The 23,401-nt window shown below is 60.0% G+C and carries 22 protein-coding genes; 2 read left to right on the top strand and 20 right to left on the bottom strand.

Annotated elements, in window-relative coordinates:
- Positions 1-497 precede the first annotated feature (497 nt).
- The 11 genes from QYH69_RS12515 to rfbB all read right to left on the bottom strand — a co-directional run bounded on the left by QYH69_RS12515 (position 498) and on the right by rfbB (position 12,718).
- Positions 498-1,706 (bottom strand): hypothetical protein, encoded by a 1,209-nt coding sequence (locus QYH69_RS12515; protein WP_308832172.1) that lies wholly within the window; start codon positions 1,704-1,706, stop codon positions 498-500.
- Between the two features lie 2 nt (positions 1,707-1,708).
- Entirely contained in the window at positions 1,709-3,040 is a 1,332-nt protein-coding gene (locus QYH69_RS12510) for an ABC transporter ATP-binding protein (protein ID WP_308832171.1), read from the bottom strand.
- Positions 3,030-3,860 (bottom strand): ABC transporter permease, encoded by an 831-nt coding sequence (locus tag QYH69_RS12505; RefSeq protein ID WP_308832170.1) that lies wholly within the window; start codon positions 3,858-3,860, stop codon positions 3,030-3,032. The genes QYH69_RS12510 and QYH69_RS12505 overlap by 11 nt, the downstream gene beginning before the upstream one ends.
- Before the next feature lie 34 nt (positions 3,861-3,894).
- Entirely contained in the window at positions 3,895-5,880 is a 1,986-nt protein-coding gene (locus tag QYH69_RS12500; RefSeq protein WP_308832169.1) for a glycosyltransferase family 1 protein, read from the bottom strand.
- Positions 5,881-5,996: 116 nt separating this feature from the next.
- Positions 5,997-6,992 carry a GDP-L-fucose synthase gene (locus tag QYH69_RS12495; RefSeq protein ID WP_308832168.1) on the bottom strand — a complete coding sequence of 332 codons (996 nt, stop codon included), beginning with the start codon at positions 6,990-6,992 and terminating at the stop codon, positions 5,997-5,999.
- Positions 6,993-7,147: 155 nt separating this feature from the next.
- A complete protein-coding gene (locus tag QYH69_RS12490) occupies positions 7,148-8,107 on the bottom strand; it encodes a GDP-mannose 4,6-dehydratase (protein WP_308832167.1) in 960 nt (319 codons plus the stop codon).
- Positions 8,091-9,131 carry a GDP-mannose 4,6-dehydratase gene (gene gmd, locus QYH69_RS12485; RefSeq protein WP_308832166.1) on the bottom strand — a complete coding sequence of 347 codons (1,041 nt, stop codon included), beginning with the start codon at positions 9,129-9,131 and terminating at the stop codon, positions 8,091-8,093. Before gmd ends, QYH69_RS12490 begins: the two co-directional genes overlap by 17 nt.
- A 153-nt stretch (positions 9,132-9,284) precedes the next feature.
- Positions 9,285-10,196 carry a dTDP-4-dehydrorhamnose reductase gene (gene rfbD, locus QYH69_RS12480; RefSeq protein WP_308832165.1) on the bottom strand — a complete coding sequence of 304 codons (912 nt, stop codon included), beginning with the start codon at positions 10,194-10,196 and terminating at the stop codon, positions 9,285-9,287.
- A gap of 14 nt (positions 10,197-10,210) precedes the next feature.
- The gene (gene rfbC / locus QYH69_RS12475; protein WP_308832164.1) at positions 10,211-10,762 is read right to left on the bottom strand and encodes a dTDP-4-dehydrorhamnose 3,5-epimerase; all 552 of its coding nucleotides are present in this window, start codon (positions 10,760-10,762) and stop codon (positions 10,211-10,213) included.
- Positions 10,747-11,640 carry a glucose-1-phosphate thymidylyltransferase RfbA gene (gene rfbA / locus QYH69_RS12470; protein WP_308832163.1) on the bottom strand — a complete coding sequence of 298 codons (894 nt, stop codon included), beginning with the start codon at positions 11,638-11,640 and terminating at the stop codon, positions 10,747-10,749. Before rfbA ends, rfbC begins: the two co-directional genes overlap by 16 nt.
- A 13-nt stretch (positions 11,641-11,653) precedes the next feature.
- On the bottom strand, positions 11,654-12,718 hold the full coding sequence (rfbB, locus tag QYH69_RS12465; RefSeq protein ID WP_308832162.1) for a dTDP-glucose 4,6-dehydratase: 1,065 nt from the start codon (positions 12,716-12,718) through the stop codon (positions 11,654-11,656).
- Positions 12,719-13,145: 427 nt separating this feature from the next.
- Here rfbB and QYH69_RS12460 point away from each other — a divergent pair, with 427 nt between their 5' ends.
- Entirely contained in the window at positions 13,146-14,000 is an 855-nt protein-coding gene (locus tag QYH69_RS12460) for a symmetrical bis(5'-nucleosyl)-tetraphosphatase (protein ID WP_308832161.1), read from the top strand.
- Between the two features lie 49 nt (positions 14,001-14,049).
- Here the strand turns inward: QYH69_RS12460 and QYH69_RS12455 are convergent, their stop codons facing one another.
- The 9 genes from QYH69_RS12455 to QYH69_RS12415 form a co-directional block, all read right to left on the bottom strand.
- On the bottom strand, positions 14,050-14,676 hold the full coding sequence (locus QYH69_RS12455; RefSeq protein ID WP_308832160.1) for a phosphatase PAP2 family protein: 627 nt from the start codon (positions 14,674-14,676) through the stop codon (positions 14,050-14,052).
- Positions 14,677-14,834: 158 nt separating this feature from the next.
- Complete coding sequence (locus tag QYH69_RS12450) at positions 14,835-15,689, bottom strand: lysophospholipid acyltransferase family protein (protein WP_308832159.1); 855 nt, start codon at positions 15,687-15,689, stop codon at positions 14,835-14,837.
- Between the two features lie 33 nt (positions 15,690-15,722).
- Entirely contained in the window at positions 15,723-17,000 is a 1,278-nt protein-coding gene (locus tag QYH69_RS12445; RefSeq protein WP_308832158.1) for a dihydroorotase, read from the bottom strand.
- Positions 17,001-17,141: 141 nt separating this feature from the next.
- Complete coding sequence (locus QYH69_RS12440) at positions 17,142-18,200, bottom strand: aspartate carbamoyltransferase catalytic subunit (RefSeq protein ID WP_308832157.1); 1,059 nt, start codon at positions 18,198-18,200, stop codon at positions 17,142-17,144.
- Positions 18,201-18,258: 58 nt separating this feature from the next.
- The gene (gene pyrR / locus QYH69_RS12435; RefSeq protein ID WP_308832156.1) at positions 18,259-18,792 is read right to left on the bottom strand and encodes a bifunctional pyr operon transcriptional regulator/uracil phosphoribosyltransferase PyrR; all 534 of its coding nucleotides are present in this window, start codon (positions 18,790-18,792) and stop codon (positions 18,259-18,261) included.
- 4 nt (positions 18,793-18,796) lie between these two features.
- Positions 18,797-19,303: a Holliday junction resolvase RuvX gene (gene ruvX, locus QYH69_RS12430; RefSeq protein WP_308832155.1), complete on the bottom strand. Its 507-nt coding sequence runs from the start codon at positions 19,301-19,303 to the stop codon at positions 18,797-18,799.
- A complete protein-coding gene (locus tag QYH69_RS12425) occupies positions 19,300-19,878 on the bottom strand; it encodes a YqgE/AlgH family protein (RefSeq protein WP_075156411.1) in 579 nt (192 codons plus the stop codon). The genes ruvX and QYH69_RS12425 overlap by 4 nt, the downstream gene beginning before the upstream one ends.
- Positions 19,879-20,108: 230 nt before the next feature.
- On the bottom strand, positions 20,109-21,638 hold the full coding sequence (locus QYH69_RS12420) for a hypothetical protein (RefSeq protein ID WP_308832154.1): 1,530 nt from the start codon (positions 21,636-21,638) through the stop codon (positions 20,109-20,111).
- Positions 21,639-22,067: 429 nt separating this feature from the next.
- Positions 22,068-22,238 (bottom strand): rubredoxin, encoded by a 171-nt coding sequence (locus QYH69_RS12415; RefSeq protein ID WP_075156409.1) that lies wholly within the window; start codon positions 22,236-22,238, stop codon positions 22,068-22,070.
- A gap of 276 nt (positions 22,239-22,514) precedes the next feature.
- Here QYH69_RS12415 and QYH69_RS12410 point away from each other — a divergent pair, with 276 nt between their 5' ends.
- Positions 22,515-23,375: a hydroxymethylpyrimidine/phosphomethylpyrimidine kinase gene (locus QYH69_RS12410; protein ID WP_308832153.1), complete on the top strand. Its 861-nt coding sequence runs from the start codon at positions 22,515-22,517 to the stop codon at positions 23,373-23,375.
- Positions 23,376-23,401: the final 26 nt, after the last annotated feature.

Genomic DNA, 23,401 nt, shown 5'->3' with positions numbered 1-23,401 from the left:
TCGTGTGGACATCACCGAAGGCCTTGCGTCACTTGCTGCGCCGTTTGACCATGCCGCATCGTTTGACCACACTATTCGCTCGCGGATGTCTTTGCGGTATTTAACTCGCTCAACACTGCACGCCATAAAGGTGCCTCGCCAAGCATCCAGTCCATCGCCAACGTCGCAGTTCGAGCATTCGCCGCCGAAATATGCATCATAAAAACACCTCACCACGGCATGGTCAACCCCTAGGTCGATCGGCGTCGCCACATCAACTTTCCACATACTGCTTCGGCTGCCTAAGACTTGGACAAAACCGCCATCTGATCTGACCGATGTCGCGAGTTCATTGTGTCGGCGCACTCTTTAAAGCCACCGCGACGGACGTCCTATCTATTCGATAGAGTTGTGATCAGTCGTTCTTCGATAAGCCACCGCTTCTTCGTGGCTTTCTTTTGCCTACGAGCCATCCCCTCACCTTTCAGTTTGTCCGCAATTGTTTCGGCCAAGGCGAGTCAAACTGCCTGCCACGTGTCGTCTGGTGACCGCCAAAAAGGCTCCCTGACTTTCGACAAAATTGGGTGCCGGTCAAAAGCTTCGCGCGGACTCAACTCGCAGACCTTGCCTTCAGCGACATCGGAACGCACGAAAAACGCATTGAAACCGCATGAACCGATGGTACAAAGCACGTAACCTTTCGACGCTAACAGTTCCTTCCAGGCCAATAGGCTAGCCGCGCCAGATTGAGGCCAACGCTTGCTGAACTGCGTCGTTTCGAACTGAACGACGCTATGGCGATCGCGGAACCGCTTTTCGAATTCGACCACTAGTACCCGTGGACGGACCTCCGTCATCGCCTGCACGACTGCGTAGTCCCCACCGTCAATATCGATGATCATCAAATCAGGCTCTTTCTCGTCGTGAACATCAAGCAGGGTGCGATCGATGCCATCCGGAGAAACGGCCTTTTCGACGATAACAGGCGAATAGTAACCGTCACGACCAGCATCACCATCCACATGGAAGTGCTTCGTAGCAAAGTCACGGGCAAAAAAATACCGCATCCGTGCACACTCAGTGGGATCAATTTCGAAGATCGCACCATGCCACGCGTGATTTACGATGAGGTTAGTCGACAGATTCTCCGGAAGCCCAATATCGGAGTCACTGCAGTTGCTTCCAATCTCGATCACATAACGATTAGTCGCTCCAATCGCGCTAAAAATGCGCAGCAAAACACCGTCTTCATCATTTTGCGAAAATACGCGAAATCCGCTATCGAGAAAATCGACATAGCACAGCCTGTCCGCCTGAGCGGCCCACGTCGCCATAAGCTGCTTCTGAGCAACCGCCGAATCGTTTGGCAGAAAATTACGCCTCATCCGCGGATTAAGTTTGGCGAGTTGCGCCGCAGTCAATCCTTCCTCTCTGGAATGAGTAAGAAGATGCGCCGTGTCCGCCTGGCCTTGTCTAACACTTTCGAGCACAGCTGCGACATGCGCAGATCGATTTGTCTCAACGTTCAGCTGTTGCAGTTGCTTCTCTATCTGCTTCCCTTGAAAATCCAGTAACTCAGACTGACGCCCGAGCAATTCTGCCTGGAGAGCCAATTGCTTTGAATGATCAGCCAACGACGCCGCGAGGCGTTCGATGGCCTCGTTCTGGCGCGTCACAAGGAAATACAATTCCTTTCCGGAGCGAAGCCATCGCATAAATCTGCTCATCCTCACTCCACAACCTGAACGACGACTTTCGGTCGCATATTGAAAATCCCCCCGTAAAAAGCTGCATCGCTGGATTCAAGCACTTCTATTTGTTCAACGTCATGCATCAACAACGTGCGCTCCTCAAATTCGCTGCGAGCAAAACCTTTGTTGGCAACGCCGACCGAAAACGAGTAATGTCCCACGCGGAGGTTGAACTCTAGCTGGAACCGTACCTTCACGAGGCTACCCGAAGCGATGGGACGTTCTTCCAACCGCATTGCGTAGGTACTCGTCTCGAAGATCGATCGGCCGACCCTATCCCGAATGATCAATCCGAATGCGGGACGCTCGAAGTCCTTGAGCAACCGAACCACGTATTGAACCGTAAGCTCAGATTCACTTTCAATGTGCGTCACTTCGGCGCCAGTTTCATCAAGCAGCTTTACGTCAACGAGTTCTGCCTGTTTGTTCGACGTCGTAGTCGTCGCTTTTGTCCATTTGGCTTCGGCGTCCCACGTAAATCCGCTGTCTTGCGGCAGCGCGAGCTGCTCGGATTGAAGCACCTGCACTTCCCCGCCGCTTTGATCGTTCTTCCGTGCAATCAACCCATGATAAAGGTCGATTACCGATTTCGGAGCGCCCGTTGTCACTACCTTGCCGTGGCTAATCAAAACCGCCCGATCGCATAAGTGTTTGACGGTATTCGCATCGTGGGACACAAAAAGCAGCGTTCCACCGCGTTCCTTGAAACGCTCCATCCGGTGAAAGCATTTTTGCTGAAAATACGCGTCTCCAACGGCCAATGCTTCGTCAATAATTAGAATGTCCGGATCGAACGCCGTCGCAACAGCAAACGCCACCCTCATCTGCATACCGCTGGAATAGGTCAGCAGAGGACGATCAAAGTGATCGCCTATATCGGCAAACGATTGAATCGACTCCATTCTCTCGGCAACTTGCTCGCGACTAAAGCCGAGAAGAGCTCCGTTCATGTAGACATTTTCGCGTCCAGAGAACTCGGGATTAAAACCGGAACCGAGTTCAAGAAGTGCCGCGACACGTCCTTCGGTCGTGATTTTGCCTAACGTAGGGGTCAACGTTCCGGCGATCATCTGCAACAGCGTACTTTTGCCGCTACCGTTTAACCCGACGATACCGAACGACTCGCCCCTTCCGATCGTCAAGGAGACGTTCCGCAAAGCCCAAAATTCTTTGAAGTATTGGTGCGGCGCGCGGCCCATCAACCGCTGCATTCGCGGCAAGAGGAACTGCTTCAGCTGATCGCGAGGGTGCTCGTAAATTTCGAAACGCTTCGACACGTCGTCAACGGTGATCACCGTATCAAAGGACATTAGCGAACCCCTTCCGCGTTTTCTGAAACCACGCGTAACCTACCCAAGCAATTATCACAGCAACGACGCAATAAATTCCCAGTCCACCCCAATCAGGCAACTGACCGTAGATGAACACAGCGCGTGCCTGCTCGATAACGAAAGTCAACGGGTTAAGCCACAACCACGGACGAACGACAGCGGGCAATGCGCTAAGCGGGTAGAACACCGGCGACGCAAAAAGCAGCACAGTCATGAGCAGCCCAATTGGTTGAGCCACGTCGCGTAAGAACACGCCCAAGGAAGCCAAGGCCCACGCAACACCAAGCGTCAAGACCATCAGCGGTAGCAAAATCACCGGCAAAAAGATCATGGTCCATGAAATATGTCCGCTCGCAATCACTACAAACGCGCCGAGCACCACAACGCTGACTAGTGCGTGAAACAATGCAACGCCAAGCGCAACCACCGGCAAAATTTCCAAAGGGAAGACGATCTTCTTTACATAGCTGACGTTACTGACAATTAGTGTCGGCGCGCGGCTCAGTGTTTCAGCAAACAACGTATGCACGATCATGCCCATAAAGAGCAGAATGGCAAATTCACTCTTGCTTTGCGGTACTGACCCGTTCCATCTCGCTTTGAACACAACCGAAAAAACGAACGTATATGTGGTCAATAAGAACAAGGGATTGAAGAATGACCATAACACCCCCATCACTGACCCGCGATATCGGCCGATAACATCACGGCGAGTCATTTGAAGGATGAGATGACGATTTCTCCACATGCCACGCCAGAGTGCAACGGGTGAAGTCGGTTTTTCCGCATGAGGATTCATGATCGCTACATACCCAAAGCTGTTCGAGTAGAACCTAGGCGGTCTTGTCGGGAGACGACCGTCGAAGTCTTTTTTTCAGGTGGTCCATGCGGGAAAGCACCCCCTTCTCGCGCAGCGCCGTAAGCTGATAAACGATCCAGCGCTTGCTCAGTCGCGAATAAGGCGGGGGAGCCGTCACCGGAGCGGGGCGAGGCGCAAGCGAAGGCAACTTCGCAACGTGGCCCGTGTATATCTTAAAAACTTCCGGGCAGAAGTCCGCTATGACCTCGTTCTCCATCGCCTCATCCCATTTGCCCGATGGATAGCCATTTGCTGCATCGATCACTACCGTCGACGGAATTTCCTGGTGAATTTCGCTACTACCGACAAGTGCCGCGAGTGCCTTGCGGTGGAGATGAGGTAGCGCTATCCCAATGTCGCTAGCGATGCTCGAGGTGCGGAACATGAAGCGCCCCAAACCGATGGGCGCATCAGGCAGAAAATAGCCGAATTCAATATGCTCCGAGATGCCGTGCACCGGCGCGTCACCATTTTCGACGATAGTTGCGGACGCAACGCAATGTCGGCGCGAATCCGAAAGCATGCTCGCAGCGAGAACATTAAGGTGGTTGCCAAAAAGCGCCTCGTTCGGCCCTACGAAGGTAACGGCATCAAATGACTTCGCAACTGGCAAAATGTCGTGCAGCACCGCGCCAAGGTTGCGCTCTTCAGACACTTCGCCCATCGGGCCATGATCGAAGAAGTCGACCGTCAAGACCTCAATCTCCCGAGCCCGATTGCTCACAGCTGCAGCAATGGCTTGGCCATTGAGTTCAATGGCGCGACGATCAATCACAAGCACAGGGGCAAAATTGTCGTATTCCTGAGCATCCACACTTGCGATGTGAGCATCCAGAACGTCATCCGAAAACGCCGGCATCAGCAGATATAGCCCGACGCGAAGCCCCTTCGAGTTACCTTCACCCAACCCCATTCGAACCCGCAATTCCTGCTGACGAGCTGGCAAACCAAGGTAGAGCGCGCTCAGATTGCGCACGAGCGTGAACTTCTCCCGAAAAATCTGCTGAGCTTTTGCTATTTTCGCAAGCGCGGCGGCCGGGTTGGCTTTCGCCCATTCGATATGCTTTCGGATGTCCTCAACGATAGTCGCGACCGGAGCACGCGTATCGATGTAAAGCAGCGAATCGCCGAAAAAGCGCGATGCAAAGCGGTTTTCATCGCAAATTACCAGCGCACCCGCCGCCACACTCTCGAACAATCTGTTCGACATCAGTTCAGATGCCTTATGCGCCTGTGACGATAGGACTAGCGCGATCCCCGCACGCGAAATCTCCTCGATCATGGAGACGCCGTCGAACGGAATCTCTTTCACGTAGCTCTGGTAGCCGGCCCAAACCTTCACCTTCAGAAAAATCTCTGGGCCGTAGATGCGCAACATTCCAGTCTGGTCAAGTTCTCTCAGAACGTCCTGATGGCGCGACTTCCCACCATTGACTGCCTCCCAGTTAATTCCAACGTAGAAGAGCTTGCCGTCGCCTAGCGAAGGCGGATGCACGATATCGGCGATCGAATGGTAGAGATGAAACTTCGCAGGCAAGTGCGTCTTCGCACCGCGCACCATACGCGCCACATGATCATCGGCTGCGACAGAACTGCAACTCACGAAGTCATCGTGAGAAAGCAGGTTGCGTGACGTGCGTTCGTAGCCCCATTGATGATAAAACTGCAACGGATTCCAAAGGGCAACAAACGAAAAGACGTCGTAGAACTTTGGCGTGTCGTAGTGAAGATGGAGAACAAAGTCGACGTCCTTCTTGCTGACGGCCGTCTCCGGACGATCAATGTATCGCCCGTCTGCATGAACTTCGACGCACTCCAAGCCTAACGCGGAGGCAGCAAGTTTAATTCTCGCGATGCATTCATCCTCGGCGGTCTTCAATTCCGGCCAAAGTTTGACGACCGCAAACCGACCGACGAACCCGCTGGGCAACGAGAAACTACTGGCAAGGCTTTCATTCATGCCGGATCACTTTCCACGCAAACAAATACGAAACGGTTGCGTCGGCCGATCATCAGCCCGCAACCGTCTTGAGGGAGAATTGAACTACACCGCGCAAGGGGCGGCACCGAACAGCGCTACAGACGGCCGCCGGCCTCAGGCGACTCCAGAAGCCTCAGCAGATCTTCGTAAGAGGTCTTAAGGCCTGCCATCTCTTCGACTTTTGGTTGCCAGCCGATTTCACGAATACGGGAACTGTCGAGAAGCTTTGCCATCGTGCCGTTCGGCTTGGTTGTGTCATACACAATCTTGCCTTCGAACCCAACAACCTTCGCGATCATCGTTGCCAGCTCTGCGATCGAATGGTCATAACCGGGACCAACATTGAACAAGTCATGTTTCGTATCCGATGCCATAACTGTCTTCATTGCCTTTGCGAGATCGTCGACGTGCAGGATCTCACGGCGCGGGGTACCGTCGCCCCAAACAACAAACTCCGACTTTCCTGCGAGCTTCGCTTCGTGCGTACGTCGAAGAATACCGGCGACTACATGGCTATGCTGAGGATGGTAGTTGTCGCCAGGCCCATACAAATTCGGCGGAATAACGGCAACAAAATCGCTGCCGTACTGTTTCCGATACGCACGGCACATCTCGATGCCTGCAATCTTGCTCACTGCATAGGCTCGAATGTTGTTGTCGAGCGGGCCTGTTAGCAGCGCATCCTCTTTGATGGGTTGCTCTGCTTTCGTCGGATAAGTGCAGTTGGAAGCTACGAACACCATCCGTTTAACGCCAAATCGATGCGCGGCGTTGATGACGTTCGTCTGCACCATGATGTTGTCGTACAGGAAGTCTGCCGGCAACGTAGCGTTTGCGTGAATCCCGCCAACTTTTGCGCCGATGTGAAAGATCAACTCTGGTCGGTTACGTTCGACCCACTCGAAAACCGCGTGCTGGTTACACAGATCGAGTTCTTGACGCGACGTAAGAAGAAGCTCTGCGCGCTCGTTCGAAAAACTACGAACCATCGCTGAGCCGAGCATGCCACGATGGCCGGTAATCCAGACCTTCTTGCCCGCGAAGAATGCCGACTGACTCTCCGGGCTAACTGCGTTAGAAACCTCAGACATTCGACTGTCCATTAAAAGTTATGCACCGGAGTGCCCTCCTCAACGCGAGGAATTTATCATGCTTCGCCTATTCGGACAAATCGTCGTCTTGGATCGTTAATCGCTGTCCAATAATAAAATTTTTCAGCGCTTCGAGAGCCTGTAGATTGTGCTGCTCACGCGGATGTAGCGGGCGAATTTGCCGCTCTGCTGCCGCGACGGCTTGGCGCCAAGCCCTCGGCGACCATCCAGTTGATGGTCTCGAAAAACGGTATGGGCGGCAGATCGGGCACGAAGCGGCGAAGCTTTGCTGCCGAACCAACAAGCACATTAACTTCGTTTGCCCTGACAAACGACGGATTGACTCGGACTTCGAGGTCGTGACCGGACACGCGACGGACCATCTCCACAACTTCTTGTAGCGAATACGGACGTTCGCTACAAACGTTCACGATTTCTCCCGCTACCTCTGCCTCGAGAAGTGCGCGATAAATGCTCGCCACGGTACGCACGTCCGAGAAGTCTCGCGCGACATCCAGATTGCCCAATTCGATATAGGGCTTCTTGTCTACGAAGTACGAGACGATCTTCGGCACAAGAAACCGCGCAGATTGGCCACATCCCGTGTAGTTGAACGGCCGGGTCACCACGATAGGAAGACGGTCGAACCAGGTCCGAACCAGGTGCTCCATCGCGAGCTTACTGGCGCCGTAGTGACTTACCGGCGCAGGGACACACTCCTCTTCGATAACGCCCGCAGTATTATTTCCGTAGACGTTGGCGCTACTGGCAATGAGGATCTTCTCGGGCACGTGGCCGCTATCGGTACATGCCTGAAGCAGATTGATCGTACCAAGCACGTTGATGCGATACATGTCGAGCGCATCGTCATCGGCTACGAAACTGCTAGCGGCGAGATGCACGATGTGCGTCGGGCGAGTCTCATCAATGATCTGACGACACTGTTCGAGCGATGTTATGTCGAGCGCCCGCTCATTCTCTCCGCCAGCATCGAGGCCGGTTCCAAGTACCTGGTAACCCGCTCCCCGTAGTTCCCGAAGAACATATGCGCCTGTGAAGCCGCGGACACCGGTGACGACCGCGAAAGGCTTTCTTTCCTTAGTACGAGAGACCAACTTTATTTCTCCGCATATCCGCCTCCACCATCATCAGACAGAGGTCTTCTAGCGAGGTCTTCGGCACCCATCCGAGCTTGTCTCTTGCTTTGGTGGCGTCGCCAATGAGCAAATCGACTTCCGCGGGACGATAGAACCGCGGGTTGACGCGAACGAGCGTCTTACCGCTCTTGGCATCGAGGCCTTGCTCATGCTCATCGGCGCCTCGCCACTGAATTTCCGTACCGGCTGCCTTGAAGGCCATCGTAACGAAGTCCCGGACGGTCTCCGTGCGGTTGGTCGCCAACACATACGTGTCGGGCTCGTTGGCCTGCAACATCAGCCACATTCCCTCGACGTATTCTTTGGCGAAACCCCAGTCACGCTTGGCGTCGAGATTGCCCAGCTCGAGCACGTCCAACTGGCCTAGCGCGATTTTCGCGACGGAGTCGGTGATCTTGCGAGTAACGAATTCCCGGCCACGCAACGGAGACTCATGGTTAAACAGAATGCCGCTGCAGCCAAACATGTCGTAAGACTCGCGGTAGTTCACCGTCATCCAGTGTGCATACAGCTTCGCCACACCGTACGGGCTGCGCGGATAGAAAGGCGTGTCTTCCTTCTGGGGAACCGCTTGAACTTTCCCGAACATCTCGGATGTCGAGGCCTGGTAGTAACGAATCGAGCGGTCTACAACACGAATGCCTTCGAGCAGATTGACTGCACCGATGCCAGTGATTTCACCAGTCGTCACCGGCTGATCAAACGAAACGCCCACGAAGCTTTGCGCTGCCAGGTTATAGATTTCGCGAGGTCTGGCTTTGCTGAGCAACCGCACCGTCGATCCGAGGTCGGTCAGGTCATGTTCGATCAGATGAAGGTTGGGATGATTCAGAATGCCCAACTCCTCCAGCCGCCAGAAATTGACAGAACTGGTGCGACGATACGCGCCGTACACGGTGTATCCGCGATCCAGAAGCAGTTGAGTAAGATATGCTCCATCCTGCCCAGTCATGCCAGTAACAACTGCGCTCGTCAATTCCATCTCCGTTTAAAAGGCCTAACGATCTTACGATCGCAAAAGCGGGAAAAAACTAAAATAATCTCGCAATTATATCTGACCGCTCGCTTCATCCATGCGAAGCGTCAGAGGGTTAACCTTACGGCAGCACCATCAGCTGGGGCTTGAAACTTCGCCTCAGCGCAATTGCCCACATTCTGCGATGCATAGACGCAGGGCTTCTTCCCATGAAGGCGGCCGGATGCCGAATGCCTTCGTGAGCTTGTCGTTTGACATGCGTGAGCTCTTGGGACGCCTGGCTTGCGCGGGATACTCGTCCGACCCGATTGCCTTAACCGACGGACGCGGATCAACTGCAGCAAACTTGAATATTGCCTCGGCAAAGGCCGCCCATGATGTCGCGCCAGACGAGGTGAGGTGATAAATTCCCGACCGTTGCTCCCACCACGCATCGTCATCGCTGTGCTCGACCATCCCGATCGCGGCGACGTGTGCTGTGATTGCTGCAATCGTGGTGGACCATGTAGGTGCTCCGAACTGATCGCCGACGATGCTTAACTCCGACCGGTCACGCGCGAGGCGCAGCATCGTGCGCAGGAAATTGCGCCCTCGTGTGCCATAGACCCAACTGGTGCGAAAAATCAGATATCGGCCACCAACTGCCTGGATTGCACGTTCGCCGTCGAGCTTGGATTGCCCGTACACGTTCAGCGGATTCGTAGCGTCTGTTTCATCGTATGGGACGTTCTTTGCACCGTCGAATACGTAGTCGGTCGAGTAATGGATGAGTGCAGCCCCGATACGCCGTGCCTCCTCCGCGAGAATGCGCGGCGCCTCGCTGTTGATCCGCGCGGCAGTCTCCCTGTCGCTTTCCGCTTGATCCACAGCCGTGTATGCGGCGGGATTCACAACAAGTGCAGGCTTCATCTCGCTCACCACCGCACGGATTTGGTCCGAATCCGCGAGGTTTAGCGTTTTCCGGTCGGGCGCGACAATGCGCCCGAGACCTTGCAGGCTCTTTAGTAGTTCGAAGCCCACCTGGCCGGTCGCACCCGTGACAAGGATGATTGGTTCGTTGGTGTGAGCCATGTACGCCTCTTGACTCAGATGTAGGTTTCCGCATCGGCGAGAGGCTTACCGGCTTTATCCTTCTCCGCCATCACCGGCTCCCCCTCAATCGGCCACTGAACTCCCACCTGCGGATCATCCCACGCCAGACACCGCTCATGCTCCGGATACCAGTAATCGGTCGTCTTATACAGAAAATCCGCCGTCTCCGACAGCACGAGAAACCCATGCGCAAACCCTTCCGGCACCCACAACTGCCGATGGTTCTCCGCACTCAGCCTGAACCCCACCCACTTCCCGAAGTTCGGCGAACGCTTGCGCACATCGACCACAGCATCGAACACTTCCCCCGCCACCACCCGCACCAGCTTCCCCTGCGCATGCTGAATCTGATAATGCATGCCACGCAGCACACCCCTGGCCGACCGCGAATGGTTGTCCTGAACAAAGCGGGCATCCACGCCCACCTTCTGCGCGAACTCCCGCTCATTGAAACTCTCGAGAAAGAATCCACGCGCATCGCCGAACACCTTGGGCTCGATGAGCTTGACCTCAGGCAGCGCAGTTGCCGTCACCGTAATTGCCATACCACCTTGTCCGTCAGAATGTTTTTCAGGTACCGCCCGTAATCGTTCTTCGCGAGCGGCTCTGCAAGCTTCAACACCTGGTCCGCGTCGATCCATCCATACCGGTAAGCGATCTCTTCCGGGCACGCCACCACGAGTCCCTGGCGCTTTTGCAGCGTCGCGATAAACGTCGCCGCATCGATCAGCGAATCGTGCGTACCCGTATCGAGCCACGCATAGCCGCGCCCCATGATCTCGACCTGCAACTTGCCCGCTTCGAGGTAGCGCGTGTTGACGTCGGTAATCTCATACTCGCCGCGCGCCGACGGCTTGATTTCGGCCGCGATATCGCAGACGTGCCGGTCGTAAAAATAAAGCCCCGTCACCGCATACGACGAACGCGGTTCGGCCGGCTTTTCCTCGATCGACACCGCGCGCATGGTGTCATCGAACTCGACCACGCCATAACGCTGCGGATCGTTCACGTGATACGCAAACACAGTCGCGCAATCAGTGCGGTCATTCGCTTCGCGCAGTTGCCGCGCAAGGTCGTGGCCATGAAAAATGTTGTCGCCGAGAATCAGCGCGCAAGGGTCGCCGCCGATAAATTCGCGGCCGATCACAAACGCCTGCGCAAGGCCATCCGGCGACGGCTGCACCGCGTATTGCAGCGACATCCCCCAGCGGCTGCCGTCGCCCAGCATCGCCTCGAAGCGCGGCGTATCCTGCGGCGTCGAGATGATCAGCACCTCGCGTATGCCGGCCAGCATCAGCGTCGACAGCGGGTAGTAGATCATCGGCTTGTCGTACACCGGCAGCAGCTGCTTCGAAATCGCGTGCGTGATCGGGTATAGCCGTGTGCCCGAACCGCCCGCGAGAATAATTCCCTTCCGTGCCATCCGCGTTCCTTTTTTAGGCGGTTCCCGCGTAGTGCGTTTCCATCCAGTGACGATAGCTGCCGCTCGTGACGCCGGCAATCCACTCCGGATGCTCGAGATACCAGAGCACCGTCTTCCGGATGCCGGTGTCAAACGTTTCCGCGGGCCGCCAGCCGAGTTCGCGCTCGATCAGCGTCGCGTCGATCGCATAACGACGGTCGTGGCCGGGCCGGTCCTTCACGAATTCGATCTGCGCCGCGTACGACGCACCCGACGCCGACGGCCGCAACGCGTCGAGCGTACGACACAGCGTATGCACGACGTCGATATTCGCCTGCTCGTTCCAGCCGCCGATGTTGTATGTCCCGCCCGGCACGCCTCTTTGCAGCACCGTGCGAATCGCCGCGCAATGATCGGTGACGTAGAGCCAGTCGCGCACATTCCTGCCGTCGCCATACACGGGCAGCTTCTTGCCCGCCAGCGCATTGATGATCGTGAGCGGAATCAGCTTCTCGGGAAACTGATACGGGCCGTAGTTGTTCGAGCAGTTCGTCGTGAGCGTCGGCAGGCCGTAGGTGTGGTGGTATGCGCGCACGAAATGGTCCGATGCAGCCTTGCTCGCCGAATACGGGCTGTTCGGCGCGTACGGCGTATGCTCGTTGAAAGCCGGATCGGTGGGGTTCAGCGAACCGAATACCTCGTCGGTCGAGACATGCAGGAAACGGAATGCGGACTTCTCGTCACCGGCCAGGCCGTTCCAGTACGCGCGCGCCGCTTCGAGCAGCGTGAAGGTGCCGACCACATTCGTTTGTACGAACTCGCCCGGCCCGTTGATCGACCGGTCGACGTGGCTCTCCGCCGCGAAATGCAGGATCGCGCGCGGCCGATGCGTGGCGAACAGCGTATCGATGGCCGCGCGGTCGCAGATGTCGACCTGACAGAAGATATGCCGCGCGTCGCCAGCGAGCGGCGCAAGCGTTTCGGCATTGCCGGCATACGTCAGCTTGTCGACGTTGACGATCGGCTCGTCGCCCTCGCGCAGCCAGTCCAGCACGAAATTGGCGCCGATAAAGCCCGCCCCGCCGGTCACGATGATCATGCTTTTCCCCCTTGGCGCTTCAGCGCTTATTCCGGTCCCACGCAGGGCAGCTTATGCAGGCTGCACAGCCAACCGGTGGAACGCGCGGCGCGTAAGTCTGGTCCCGACCACGTATCTGCTGCGGCGCCATTTGTATCGCCGCCTCATGAAGCCGCCTGTCCGGCCGCTCCACGCACCTGCTTATGGCACCCTCTTAAAACCAGCTATTATGTCACGCGATATTGTGCAGTCGGCGCCGAGGCCGCCCGTACGATCGTGCCGCCGGTTGCGTCGCGAGGCATTCCACAAAGCGCGCATCGCAAGACACCGCACGGCCCGCACGACGCAGGCGGCCACATCGGCACGAAGGCCCAAGCCGCATCCGCCTATGCGCCGGTGCTTTTCCGCCACGAAACGACCGCCGCAACGCTCACCGAACACACTCGACATGACCACTTCCACGAGGCCTGCTCCGCTCGCCTTCGGCGACCTGCAAGGCTGCCACACCGAATTCCGGCGGCTGCTCGCAAAAGCCGCCCCCTCCGACGACACCCCGCTGTGGTTCGCCGGCGATATCGTGAACCGCGGCCCCGGCTCGCTCGCCACGCTGCGCGAACTGATCGCGCTCGGCGACCGCGCAGTCACCGTGCTCGGCAACCACGACCTGCATCTGCTATCGGTCTCCGCCGGCATTCGCAAGTCGAAGAAAGGCGATACGCTCGACGACATCCTGTCCGCGCCCGATGCGCAAGACCTGCTCGACTGGGTCCGCCATCGCCCGATCGCGCACTTCGACGAAGGCATGCTGCTCGTGCACGCGGGCATTCCGCCGCAGTGGGACACCACGCTCACGCTCGAACTCGCCGACGAACTGCAGCGCGCACTGCGCGCACCGAACTGGAAAGAAACGCTCGCGGGTCTCTACGGCAACGAGCCGAATCGCTGGAAGCCGAGCCTCAAGGGCATCGATCGTCTGCGCCTGACCTGCACCGCGCTCACGCGCATGCGCTTTTGCAACGCAGACGGCGCCATGGATTTCACGTCGAGCGGCGGCCTCGATTCGGCGCCGCCGGGCTTTATGCCATGGTTCGATGTACCGTCGCGGCGCACGGCCGACGTCACGGTCGTATTCGGCCATTGGGCCGCGCTCGGTCTGATGGTACGCGACAACGTGATCGGGCTCGATTCCGGCTGCGTTTGGGGCAATCAGCTGTCCGCGGTGAGGCTCACGCGCGAGCCGGCCGGCCGTACGGTCACACAGATGGATTGCTCGGGCTGCCGCGCTTCGGCCGACGCCGAATAAGCGTCGGCGGCGCGTCGCGAATACGTCTTAGATACGCGTCGAGCCCGCGCTAAAGCTTGTCCTTCATCTCGTCGACCAGGCTCGGAAAAAACTTCGCGCACACCCCCGGCGAATACATCTCGATCATCTGCTGGATCGGCGCATGCCGCCCATATGCGACGGACGCCACCAGCAACAGCCCCAGCGCCGCATAGCGCGGCTTGACGAGCCTCACGCCCGAGTGCACGAAGTTGCGCACGAACAGCACCGCCAGCGCGCCGCCGACGACCCAGCCGGCGATCACTTCGGTGATCGAATGCGCTTCGTCGAACACGCGCGCCACGGCCGTCAGCGCGCCGATCAGCAGTCCGAGCATCACGCCATAGCGCGCACGGACGCCCACACACCGGCACAGCAGCGCCATCGCGACAGCCCAGACCGCGCTCGACAGCGTGGTATGCCCGCTGATCACGCGAAAATTCAGCGCCGGAATCTGAATGCCGCAGCCCGCATACAGAATTTTCGTCGCGCCGACCGCCGCCATGCCGACCGCGAGCAGCGCGATCCAGTGCGCCGCTTGCCGGCGCGCCGAGAACCACAGCCAGATCGCGCAGACGAGCGCGATCGGCAGCGTGAACGCCGCATCGCCAATGCTGGCGAAAAAATTCCAGAGGAAGAAATCGGGATTGGTAAACATCGACGAAGTGTAATCGACCGGAACGGCCTGCTGTGTGATCTGACACCGGTGTTCGCGAGACGTTCGGTCTCGCGAAGGTGCTCAGCCGGTAGACCAGGCAGGTCGATCCGGCACGTAGATATTTCCGCGTGCACCCGCCCGCCGGGTTGCTTTTACTTTTACTGCGCGAGCGGTCCGTTCGTTGTCGGCACGTCGCCCGCGTTCGACACGTCGTCGCGATCGACGCTCTGCGCCTGCTGCACCGGCTGTGCACGCGATGCCTCGCGCACCCGCGAACCAGCCGGCCGCAGCCGCTCGAGCGCCGCTTCGACCGCCGCCTGCGCCTCGGCCGCCAGCACGCGCCGCTCGGCACCCGGCGCGAGCGCATCGCAAACGTAGACGTGCGCGGTCAACGGCGCGCCGCACAGCAGCGCATGCATCGACTCGCCAAGCGACATGTCGTCGATATACGCTGGCGCCGTCGACTGGTTGCCATGCGCATCTTCGTAGTAAATGCAGATCGGCTGCACCGGCCTCGATGCGGACACCGCCGCCTGGAACAGGTTCGAATGGAACGGCAGCAGTTCGCGTCCGTCGGTCGTCGTGCCTTCGGGGAACACACAGATCGCGTGGCCTGCAATCAGATGATCGGCAAGCTCATGCATGATCCGCTTCGCGTCGCTGCGCTTTTCGCGTTGCAGGAACACCGTGTCGAGCTTGAACGCGAGCCAGCCGACCACGGGCCACTTGCGCACTTCCGCCTTCGACACGAAACGCGTCGGCCGCCATGCGTTGATCACATAGATGTCGATCCACGAAATATGGTTGCTGACCACTAACGCGCCTTCATCAATGCGCGCTGCGTCGTTGTGCACGACGAGCCGCATGCCCGCGAGCTGCAGGAATCGCAGCGACCATGCGCGGTTCAGTTCGAAGCGCTGTTGCGGCGTAACGCGCGAAAAGCGGGTGGCGACAACCCACATGCCGTACAGCAGATGAGCAACGAGTCGTAACTTGCGAAGCGCGAGTTTCATCGTGAAGGTTCCGTGTGCATCGTCAGCCTGGCGTTAGCGCTGCTCGAATGCCAGTTGCCCGGACACCACGGTCGCCCGTACGCGCGCCGGCAGTTCGTAACCGAGAAACGGCGTGTTATGTCCCTGGCTCTTCAGCGCGCGCGGCTCGATGCGCCAGTGCGCATTGCGCTCGAAAATGCACAGGTCCGCGGGCAGGCCCGTTTCGATGCGGCCCGCGGCGAGCTTCAATACGCCGGCTGGCGCCGCGGTGATGCAGTTGATCGCCTTCGCGAGCGGCACGCCCGCCTCGCTGGCCCACTTCACCGTCAGCGACAGCAGCAGCTCGAGGCCGGTCGCGCCCGGCGTCGCCTCGGCAAACGGCAACAGCTTTTCGTCGTCGTCGACGGGCGTGTGGTCCGAGCAGATCGCATCGATCGTCCCGTCGGCGAGGCCCGCGCGAATCGCCTCGCGATCGCGCTGCGAACGCAGCGGCGGATCGAGACGGAACTGCGCATCGAAGTAACCGATATCGACGTCGATCAGATGCACATGGTTGACCGTCACATCGCAGGTAACCGGCAAACCTTCGGCCTTCGCCGCGCGCATCAGCGCGATGCCCGCCGCCGACGACAGATGCGACAGATGCACACGCGCCCCCGTCACGCGCACAAGCTCGAAAATCGTATGCAGCGCGATCGTTTCCGCCGAAACCGGCACGCCCGACAAACCGAGCCGCGAAGCGAGCGCACCGCTCGCAGCGACGCCGCCCTTCGCGAGATACGCGTCCTGCGGACGCAGCCACACGGTAAAGCCATACGTGCTCGCATACTGCAGCGCGCGCAGCAACACCTGCGTATCGACGACCGGCACGTCGGCCTGCGAAAAACCGATGCAGCCCGCCTCGGTCAATTCGACCATCTCGGTGATGACCTGCCCCTTGAGGCCCACCGTCAGCGCGCCGAGCGGATACACATGCGCCTGGTTCAGATTGCGCGCGCGAAATTTCAGCATTTCGACGAGGCCCGGTTCGTCGAGCACCGGGTCCGTGTCGGGCGGGCACACGAGTGTCGTCACGCCGCCCGCGAGCGCCGCGGCCATTTCGGACTCGAGCGTCGCCTTGTGCTCGTAGCCCGGTTCGCGCAGGCGCGCGGCCAGGTCGACGAGACCCGGCGCAACCATCAGGCCGCGCGCATCGACCGTCTTCGCCGCGTGAAATTCTTCCGGTGCGCGGCCAAGCGCGACGATCTTGCCGGCCGCGATAAACACGTCCTGCTGCTGTTCGGTGCCCGCTACCGGATCGATCAGCGTGCCGCCCTGGATGTGAATCTTCATGTGCTGCCTTTCTTGTGCGTTGTCTTTTGCGATGCTCGAGGTTCGGTGCTGCCCGATGCCTGCTCGATGCCGGCCTGATCGTTGCGCGTGCAATCAGTCGTTCCGGTCCTTGCAACTGCTCGTAGCAGCGAAGCGTCGCGGTCAGTCGTTATTTCCGGCGACGATGCCCATCACCGCCATCCGCACCGCGATGCCAAACGTCACCTGATTCAGAATCACCGATTGCGGCCCGTCCGCGACCTGCGAATCGATCTCGACGCCGCGATTCATCGGCCCCGGGTGCATCACGATCGCGTCGGGCTTCGCCAGCGCGAGCCGCTCGGGCGTCAGGCCCCAGCTCTTGAAGTACTCCTGTGCCGAAGGCAGCAGCGCCCCGCTCATCCGCTCGTTCTGCAGACGCAGCATGATGATCACGTCGACGTCCTTGAGGCCTTCGTCGAGGTTGTGGAACACGCGCACGCCCATCTGCTCGAGTCCGCCCGGCAGCAACGTGCGCGGGCCGATCGCGCGCACTTCGGGCACGCCGAGCGTGGTCAGCGCATGAATATCGGAGCGCGCCACGCGCGAATGCAGAATGTCGCCGACAATCGCCACGCGCAGATTCGTGAAATCGCGCTTGTAATGGCGGATCGTGTACATGTCGAGCAGACCCTGCGTCGGGTGCGCATGACGCCCATCGCCGGCATTGATCACATGCACGTGCGGCGCGCAGTGCTCGGCGATCAGATACGGCGCACCGCTCGACGCGTGCCGTACGACGAACATATCGGCGTGCATGGCCGACAGATTATTGATCGTGTCGAGCAGCGATTCGCCCTTGCTCGTCGACGAAGCGTTGATGTTCAGATTGATCACGTCGGCCGACAGACGCTTCGCCGCAATCTCGAACGTCGTACGCGTGCGCGTCGAGTTCTCGAAGAACAGATTGAACACCGACTTGCCGCGCAGCAGCGGCACCTTCTTCACTTCGCGGTCCGTCACGCTGACGAACTGCTCGGCCGTATCGAGAATGTGCGTGACGATCGAGCGCGGCAAGCCTTCGATTGTCAGCAGATGCTTGAGCTCGCCGTTTTTCGTCAGCTGCGGATTGCCCTTCAGGAAACCGTAGCGAAAGTGCCGCGCCTCGGCGGCGCGCTGGGTCGAATCCTGCTGCGTTGAATCCTGGGTCGCGTGCTGTGCGACCGGGTTAGGCTTGTTCATCGTGGTCCTGGATCAAACTGGTGATACGCCTGCATGCAAGGGACGCAGTGAGGCGTGCTCAGTCGGCACGCGCTTCGGTATGAAACGTGAAATGCTGTGCGCCTTCGTCGCCGTGGCGCGCGAGCACGAGCGTCGCATCGGCCGGCACATCGACCGTGCCGCCCACAAAGGTCGCCGCGACCGGCAGTTCGCGTCCGCCGCGGTCCGCGAGCACCGCGAGCTCGACCGCGGCAGGCCGGCCATAGTCGTACAGTTCGTTGATCGCGGCGCGAATCGTGCGGCCCGTGTACAGCACGTCGTCGACGAGCAGAATGCGATGGTTATTCACATCGAAGGGCAGCGACGTCGGGCTCGCCTGCGTATGCAGGCCCTTCTTCGCGTAGTCGTCGCGATGCAACGCGACGTTGACCACGCCGAAAGCCGGCACGTTCAGATCGCGCGCAAGACGCTCGGCAAGCCACGCGCCGCCGCTGTATATGCCGGCCAGCACCGCACCGCCGGGCTCGTCGGGACGAAGGAACGCGTCGCCGTAAGCCGCGCGAATCTGTTCGAGTACGGCACGATAGAGCCGCTCCGCATCGATGGCGCTCATGTTCTCACTCATTGCTGGTTTCGCTGCTGATTCCACCGCGCATTTCGCCGCACATTTCACGGCGCATCTCACCGCTTGGTTCGCCGCGTGTGGCGGTTTCTTCGAAGTACTGTTGAAGGATGATGCAGGCGGCTTCGGCATCGAGCAGATCGGCGCGTGCGGTGCCGCTGCGCACGCCGGCTTCGGCCTGCACCGACGAGTAGCGCTCGTCCACCCAGCTCACCGGCAGGTTGAAACGCCCGTTCAGCTGATTGCCGAAGCGTTTGGCCTGCTGCGTCATCGCGTGGGGCGTGCCGTCGGGATGCGTCGGCAGGCCGACCACGAGCGCGTCGGGCTGCCACTCGCCGATCAGCTTGCCGAGCTCGGCGAAGCGATAGTCGCGGTTGCGATTCTGCACGACCACGAGCGGCCGCGCGCTTTTCGTCAGGGAATTGCCGACGGCGACGCCAATGCGTTTCTCGCCATAATCGAACGCAAGCAGCGTCGCTGCACGTTCGGGCGCACCGGTCATGCGTGACCTGCTTCGCCGGAGAGCATCGACAGTGTCACGCCGAGCAGCGCGAGCGCCGCTTCGAGACGGTCTTCGGCCGGCACGTCGAAGACGATCTTCGGATCGGCCTCGACCGTGAGCCAGCCGTTCTTGGAGATCTCTTCCTCGAGCTGGCCCGCGCCCCAGCCTGCATGGCCGAGCGTGAGCAGAAAGCGCTCGGGGCCCTTGCCGTTCGCGACCGCTTCGAGCACGTCCTTCGACGTGGTCATCTCGAGGCCGCCCGGCACCTGCATCGACGACGTGTACGAACTGCCCTGCCCCGCGTCATGCAGCACGAAGCCGCGCTCGGTTTGCACCGGGCCGCCGAAGTAGACGGGAACATGCAGCAGCGGCTCGATTTCGAGCTTCAGATCGATGCGATTGAAGAGCGCTTCGAGATCGATATCGGTTGGCCGGTTGATGACCAGACCGAGTGCGCCGCGCTCGCTGTGATCGCAAAGATAGACCACCGTTCCTGAAAAAGTCGGATCTGCCATGTTGGGCATGGCGATCAGGAACTGGTTGGTGAGATTGATGCGATCGGTACTCTTGGACATAGGTCAAATTCTAGCAAAGACGAGTGGAAGTGCAGACCCCATATGCACCGCACGTCATGGCGACACGCGATGCCCGAGGCCCACCCCACGGACAGCGGATCATAGCTGCACTCTAACACGCACTTACCGCTTATCGGCTAGGCCTGGCAGGCACGCCGCGCTCGATGTGCGCGGTAGTCCACGTTGGGTTCACGCCGGTACGTCCAGTTCGCGTTCAGTTCACGTTCAATTCAGGTCAAGCTGCTGCCCAGTTCGATCGCACGCGTCAACGCCGCGAGCGCGGTACCCGATGCGGCGCTCGCTTGCGGCGGCGCAATACCTGCCGCGATCTGGTGCAGCATTGCACGCAGTGCAAGCGCGGCCTGTTCGAGCACCGCCGCGTCGGGCGCTTCGATATGCGCCTGCGTGCGGCCTTCGGGCATCGCGGCCGCCGCGTGCGCACGCCGGCGCCAAGCCAGACCGAGCGCATCGGACAGCAGCGCCACATGACCGAGCCCGAGCGCGCTCGCGGATGCACCGAGCCGGTATGCGGCATCGCCCGCTTGCAGTGCCGCGCTCGCGTCGGCCTTTTGCGGGTTATCGGCAGCGCGCGCGTGTTCCGAGAGGGCTGCAATCGATGCATCGGCAGTTTGCAGAAAATCTTCGTATGCGTTGGCGTGGACGGTGAGCGGCCCAAGGTCGCGCGTAGGAACCTCCGGCGGCGTCGGCTGCGCTTGAGCCGCCGTCTCTGCCGTCCCCCTCGCCGCCTCGGCGGCGTTGGCTTCCCACAGCGCCTCCGAAGCCGGCGTGCCTGCCACATGCCAAACCACGGTCAACCCGTAGTCGCGCAGCAGTTCGACGTGGTCGGTGTCTTCGGCGGCGGCGCCGAACAGCGCATAGTCGCGCCACAGCAACGCGAGCGTCGCACGCACGAGCGAACGCGGCGCGTACTCGATGCCGCGCGCCTGGTCCCCGAGCGCGAGGTTGCACCGCGCGAAGAAGCGTCGCGCATCGGGGTCGCCCGATAAGTGACCGCTCACGCGCAGCGCACGGGCGCAACCGGCTGCGAGCCGCCAGAAATCGTACGGGTCGGAACCGACCAGCTGGGCCATGCAGGCTTCAAGTTCGTCGAGCGCGGCCTCGACGACGAGCGTTGCCGCCGACATCGCGCCCTCGCCGGTCTGCGCCCGCAGAACCGGCAACAACGCCTGCTCGTAGCGCGCGCGAAGATGCGTGAGACGTTGTGCCGGTTGTGCGTGCAAGGTAGCAGGCGGGACCGGACGGCCCGCTAGTGCGAGGTCTTCGAAGTTGACCTTGAAGCCCGGCGTGTGCTGCGCGGTCAGCGCCGATAGCGAACGATAGTGCGCGTAAAGCGACGGCGAACAGGCGAGTTCACGCAGATTGCGCCTGCCGAGCGCCGCCGCGAACGCATGCAGCGCCGAACCAAAGGCTTCGCGCACCGGGTTATCGGGCAGACGAGCACGCGATGCAGGCGCCGCATGTCCGGAATGCGCCGAATTGTCGACGTAAGCACGGATGGAATCCGCCGCATCGAAGGCGAGCGGCGACGCAAGGACCAGCGCGTCGGCAAACTGTTGCGCGGCGAGCCATCCTGCTTCGCGAAGCGCGTGCGCGGCATGCAAAATGGGCAACGTCGCATCGCGATGCTGATCGTGTGCGGCAATCGCGTCGGCAAGCGCGCGTTCGGCCGCGCGCACGGCGCCGCCGCGAGGATTGGGCAAGGCTTCGAGGTTACTGCCGGGAGCGGATGAAGGTGTCATGAGCACGTTTGCAGAAACGCCGACAGACCGAAACCGACGCTAGGACCGGGACGACGACCTGCCGTGACCCGCCGGTTACGCCGCCGCGTGCGCTCTGAAATCGTGCGGCCGCAGCTGTGTCGCGTCCCCGTCATGCGCGCGCGGCGCTCGAGTCGGTGCAGGCACGCAACGCGCCGTGTACGCTGCGACGCGTCCCCATCCGTCGCGAGCCTCGGCGATGCGCCTGCCCGAATGCGCAAGGATCGTACGCACAGATCGCGCATCAACTCAGGCGCCGAGCGTCAAAACCGGGGGAATCGACGCCAAAATCGACGCGAAAACCGACGCGAAATCAGGGCATGAAGAACGCAAGCACCGGACGCGAAAGCCAGCCCCGCCATCTGACGTAAAGAAGCGTAAAGCCAGCAGCAGAACCAACCGCCAGACCGGTCAGATCTGGACCATTTCGAAGTCTTCCTTACGCGCCCCGCACTCGGGGCAGGTCCAGTTGATCGGCACATCCTCCCAGCGCGTGCCCGGCGCAATACCTTCGTCCGGCAAGCCGGCTTCTTCCTCGTAAATCCAGCCGCAGATCAGGCACATCCAGCTTCTATATTCCATTCTTTTGCGCGTCGAAAAGTCCGTTAAAACGGGAGCCATGATGGTACCGTGTTGCCGCCCCCATGCCTAGCGAAAGCAATTAACGATTCTGCGCTGCAGCAAATTTTTGCGAGCGTGCACGGCGCTCACGCGTGCGAAAAACCGCCTCGTCGCGGGAGAAAGCCGCATAATTGAGCCGACCCACGCGTATGGGCCTGCTTTTTGACCTTCCTGTTGGCCGTTTTGTTGGCCTTCCTGTTGGCCTCCTTATTTGCTTCGATTTTTTTTCCTCCTTTCATGCCCAGCGACACCCCTCCGATCGTTCTGACCTTCGGCCTGTCCGACCCCACCGGCGCCTCCGGCCTGCAAGCGGATCTGATGACGCTGGCCAGCATGGGCTGCCACGGCGTCACGGTGCTGACCGGTTATACCGTGCGCGACTCGGCGAGCTGCGACGAAGTCACCGCGCTCGACCCGGAGACTGTCGCGACGCAGGCGCGCATGCTGCTCGAAGACATGCCGATCGCCGCATTCAAGGTCGGCGCGGCGACCCGCGCCGAAGTGGTGAGCGCGATCGCCGAAGTCGTCGCCGACTATGACGACGTGCCGCTGATCCTCGCGCCCGACTTCACGCTCGATGACGAACACGTGCTCGCCGCCGACGAATTGCGCGAAGCGATAGCAGACCTGCTCGCACCGCAAACCACGCTGCTCGTCGCCGACCACGCGGCGCTGCTCGCGCTCGCGCAGCCCGACGGCGACGCCGAAGCGCCGACGCTCGACGCGGCCGTGTCGCACCTGCTGTCGCAAGGCTGCGAGTACATTCTGTCGATGGAAACGGGCACGCATCGGCTGGTCAACACGCTTTACTGCGAGGACGGCCAGTTGCGGCAGGACTTGTGGGACCGCGGGGCGCAGCGCGTGATGGGTATGACCGATACGCTTGGCGCGGCAATCGCGGCCTTGCTCGCGAATGGCCAGGACCCGGCGGAAGCGGTACGCGAAGCGCAGGAGTACATGTTCCAGGCGATGCAGAACGCGTTTCGGCCTGGTATGGGCGCCTACCTTCCCGATCGGTTTTTCTGGGCCAGAGAAACCGATGAAGATGCGCCGACCGCGAGCGGCAAGAGCGATGCGCCGGGAGAGGCGCGGCATTGATATAAAAAAACCCGCACCGTGATTTC

It is taken from the genome of Paraburkholderia sp. SARCC-3016, from assembly GCF_031119615.1.
GTDB lineage: Bacteria > Pseudomonadota > Gammaproteobacteria > Burkholderiales > Burkholderiaceae > Paraburkholderia.
This window is presented reverse-complemented; position numbering and strand designations above follow the sequence as displayed.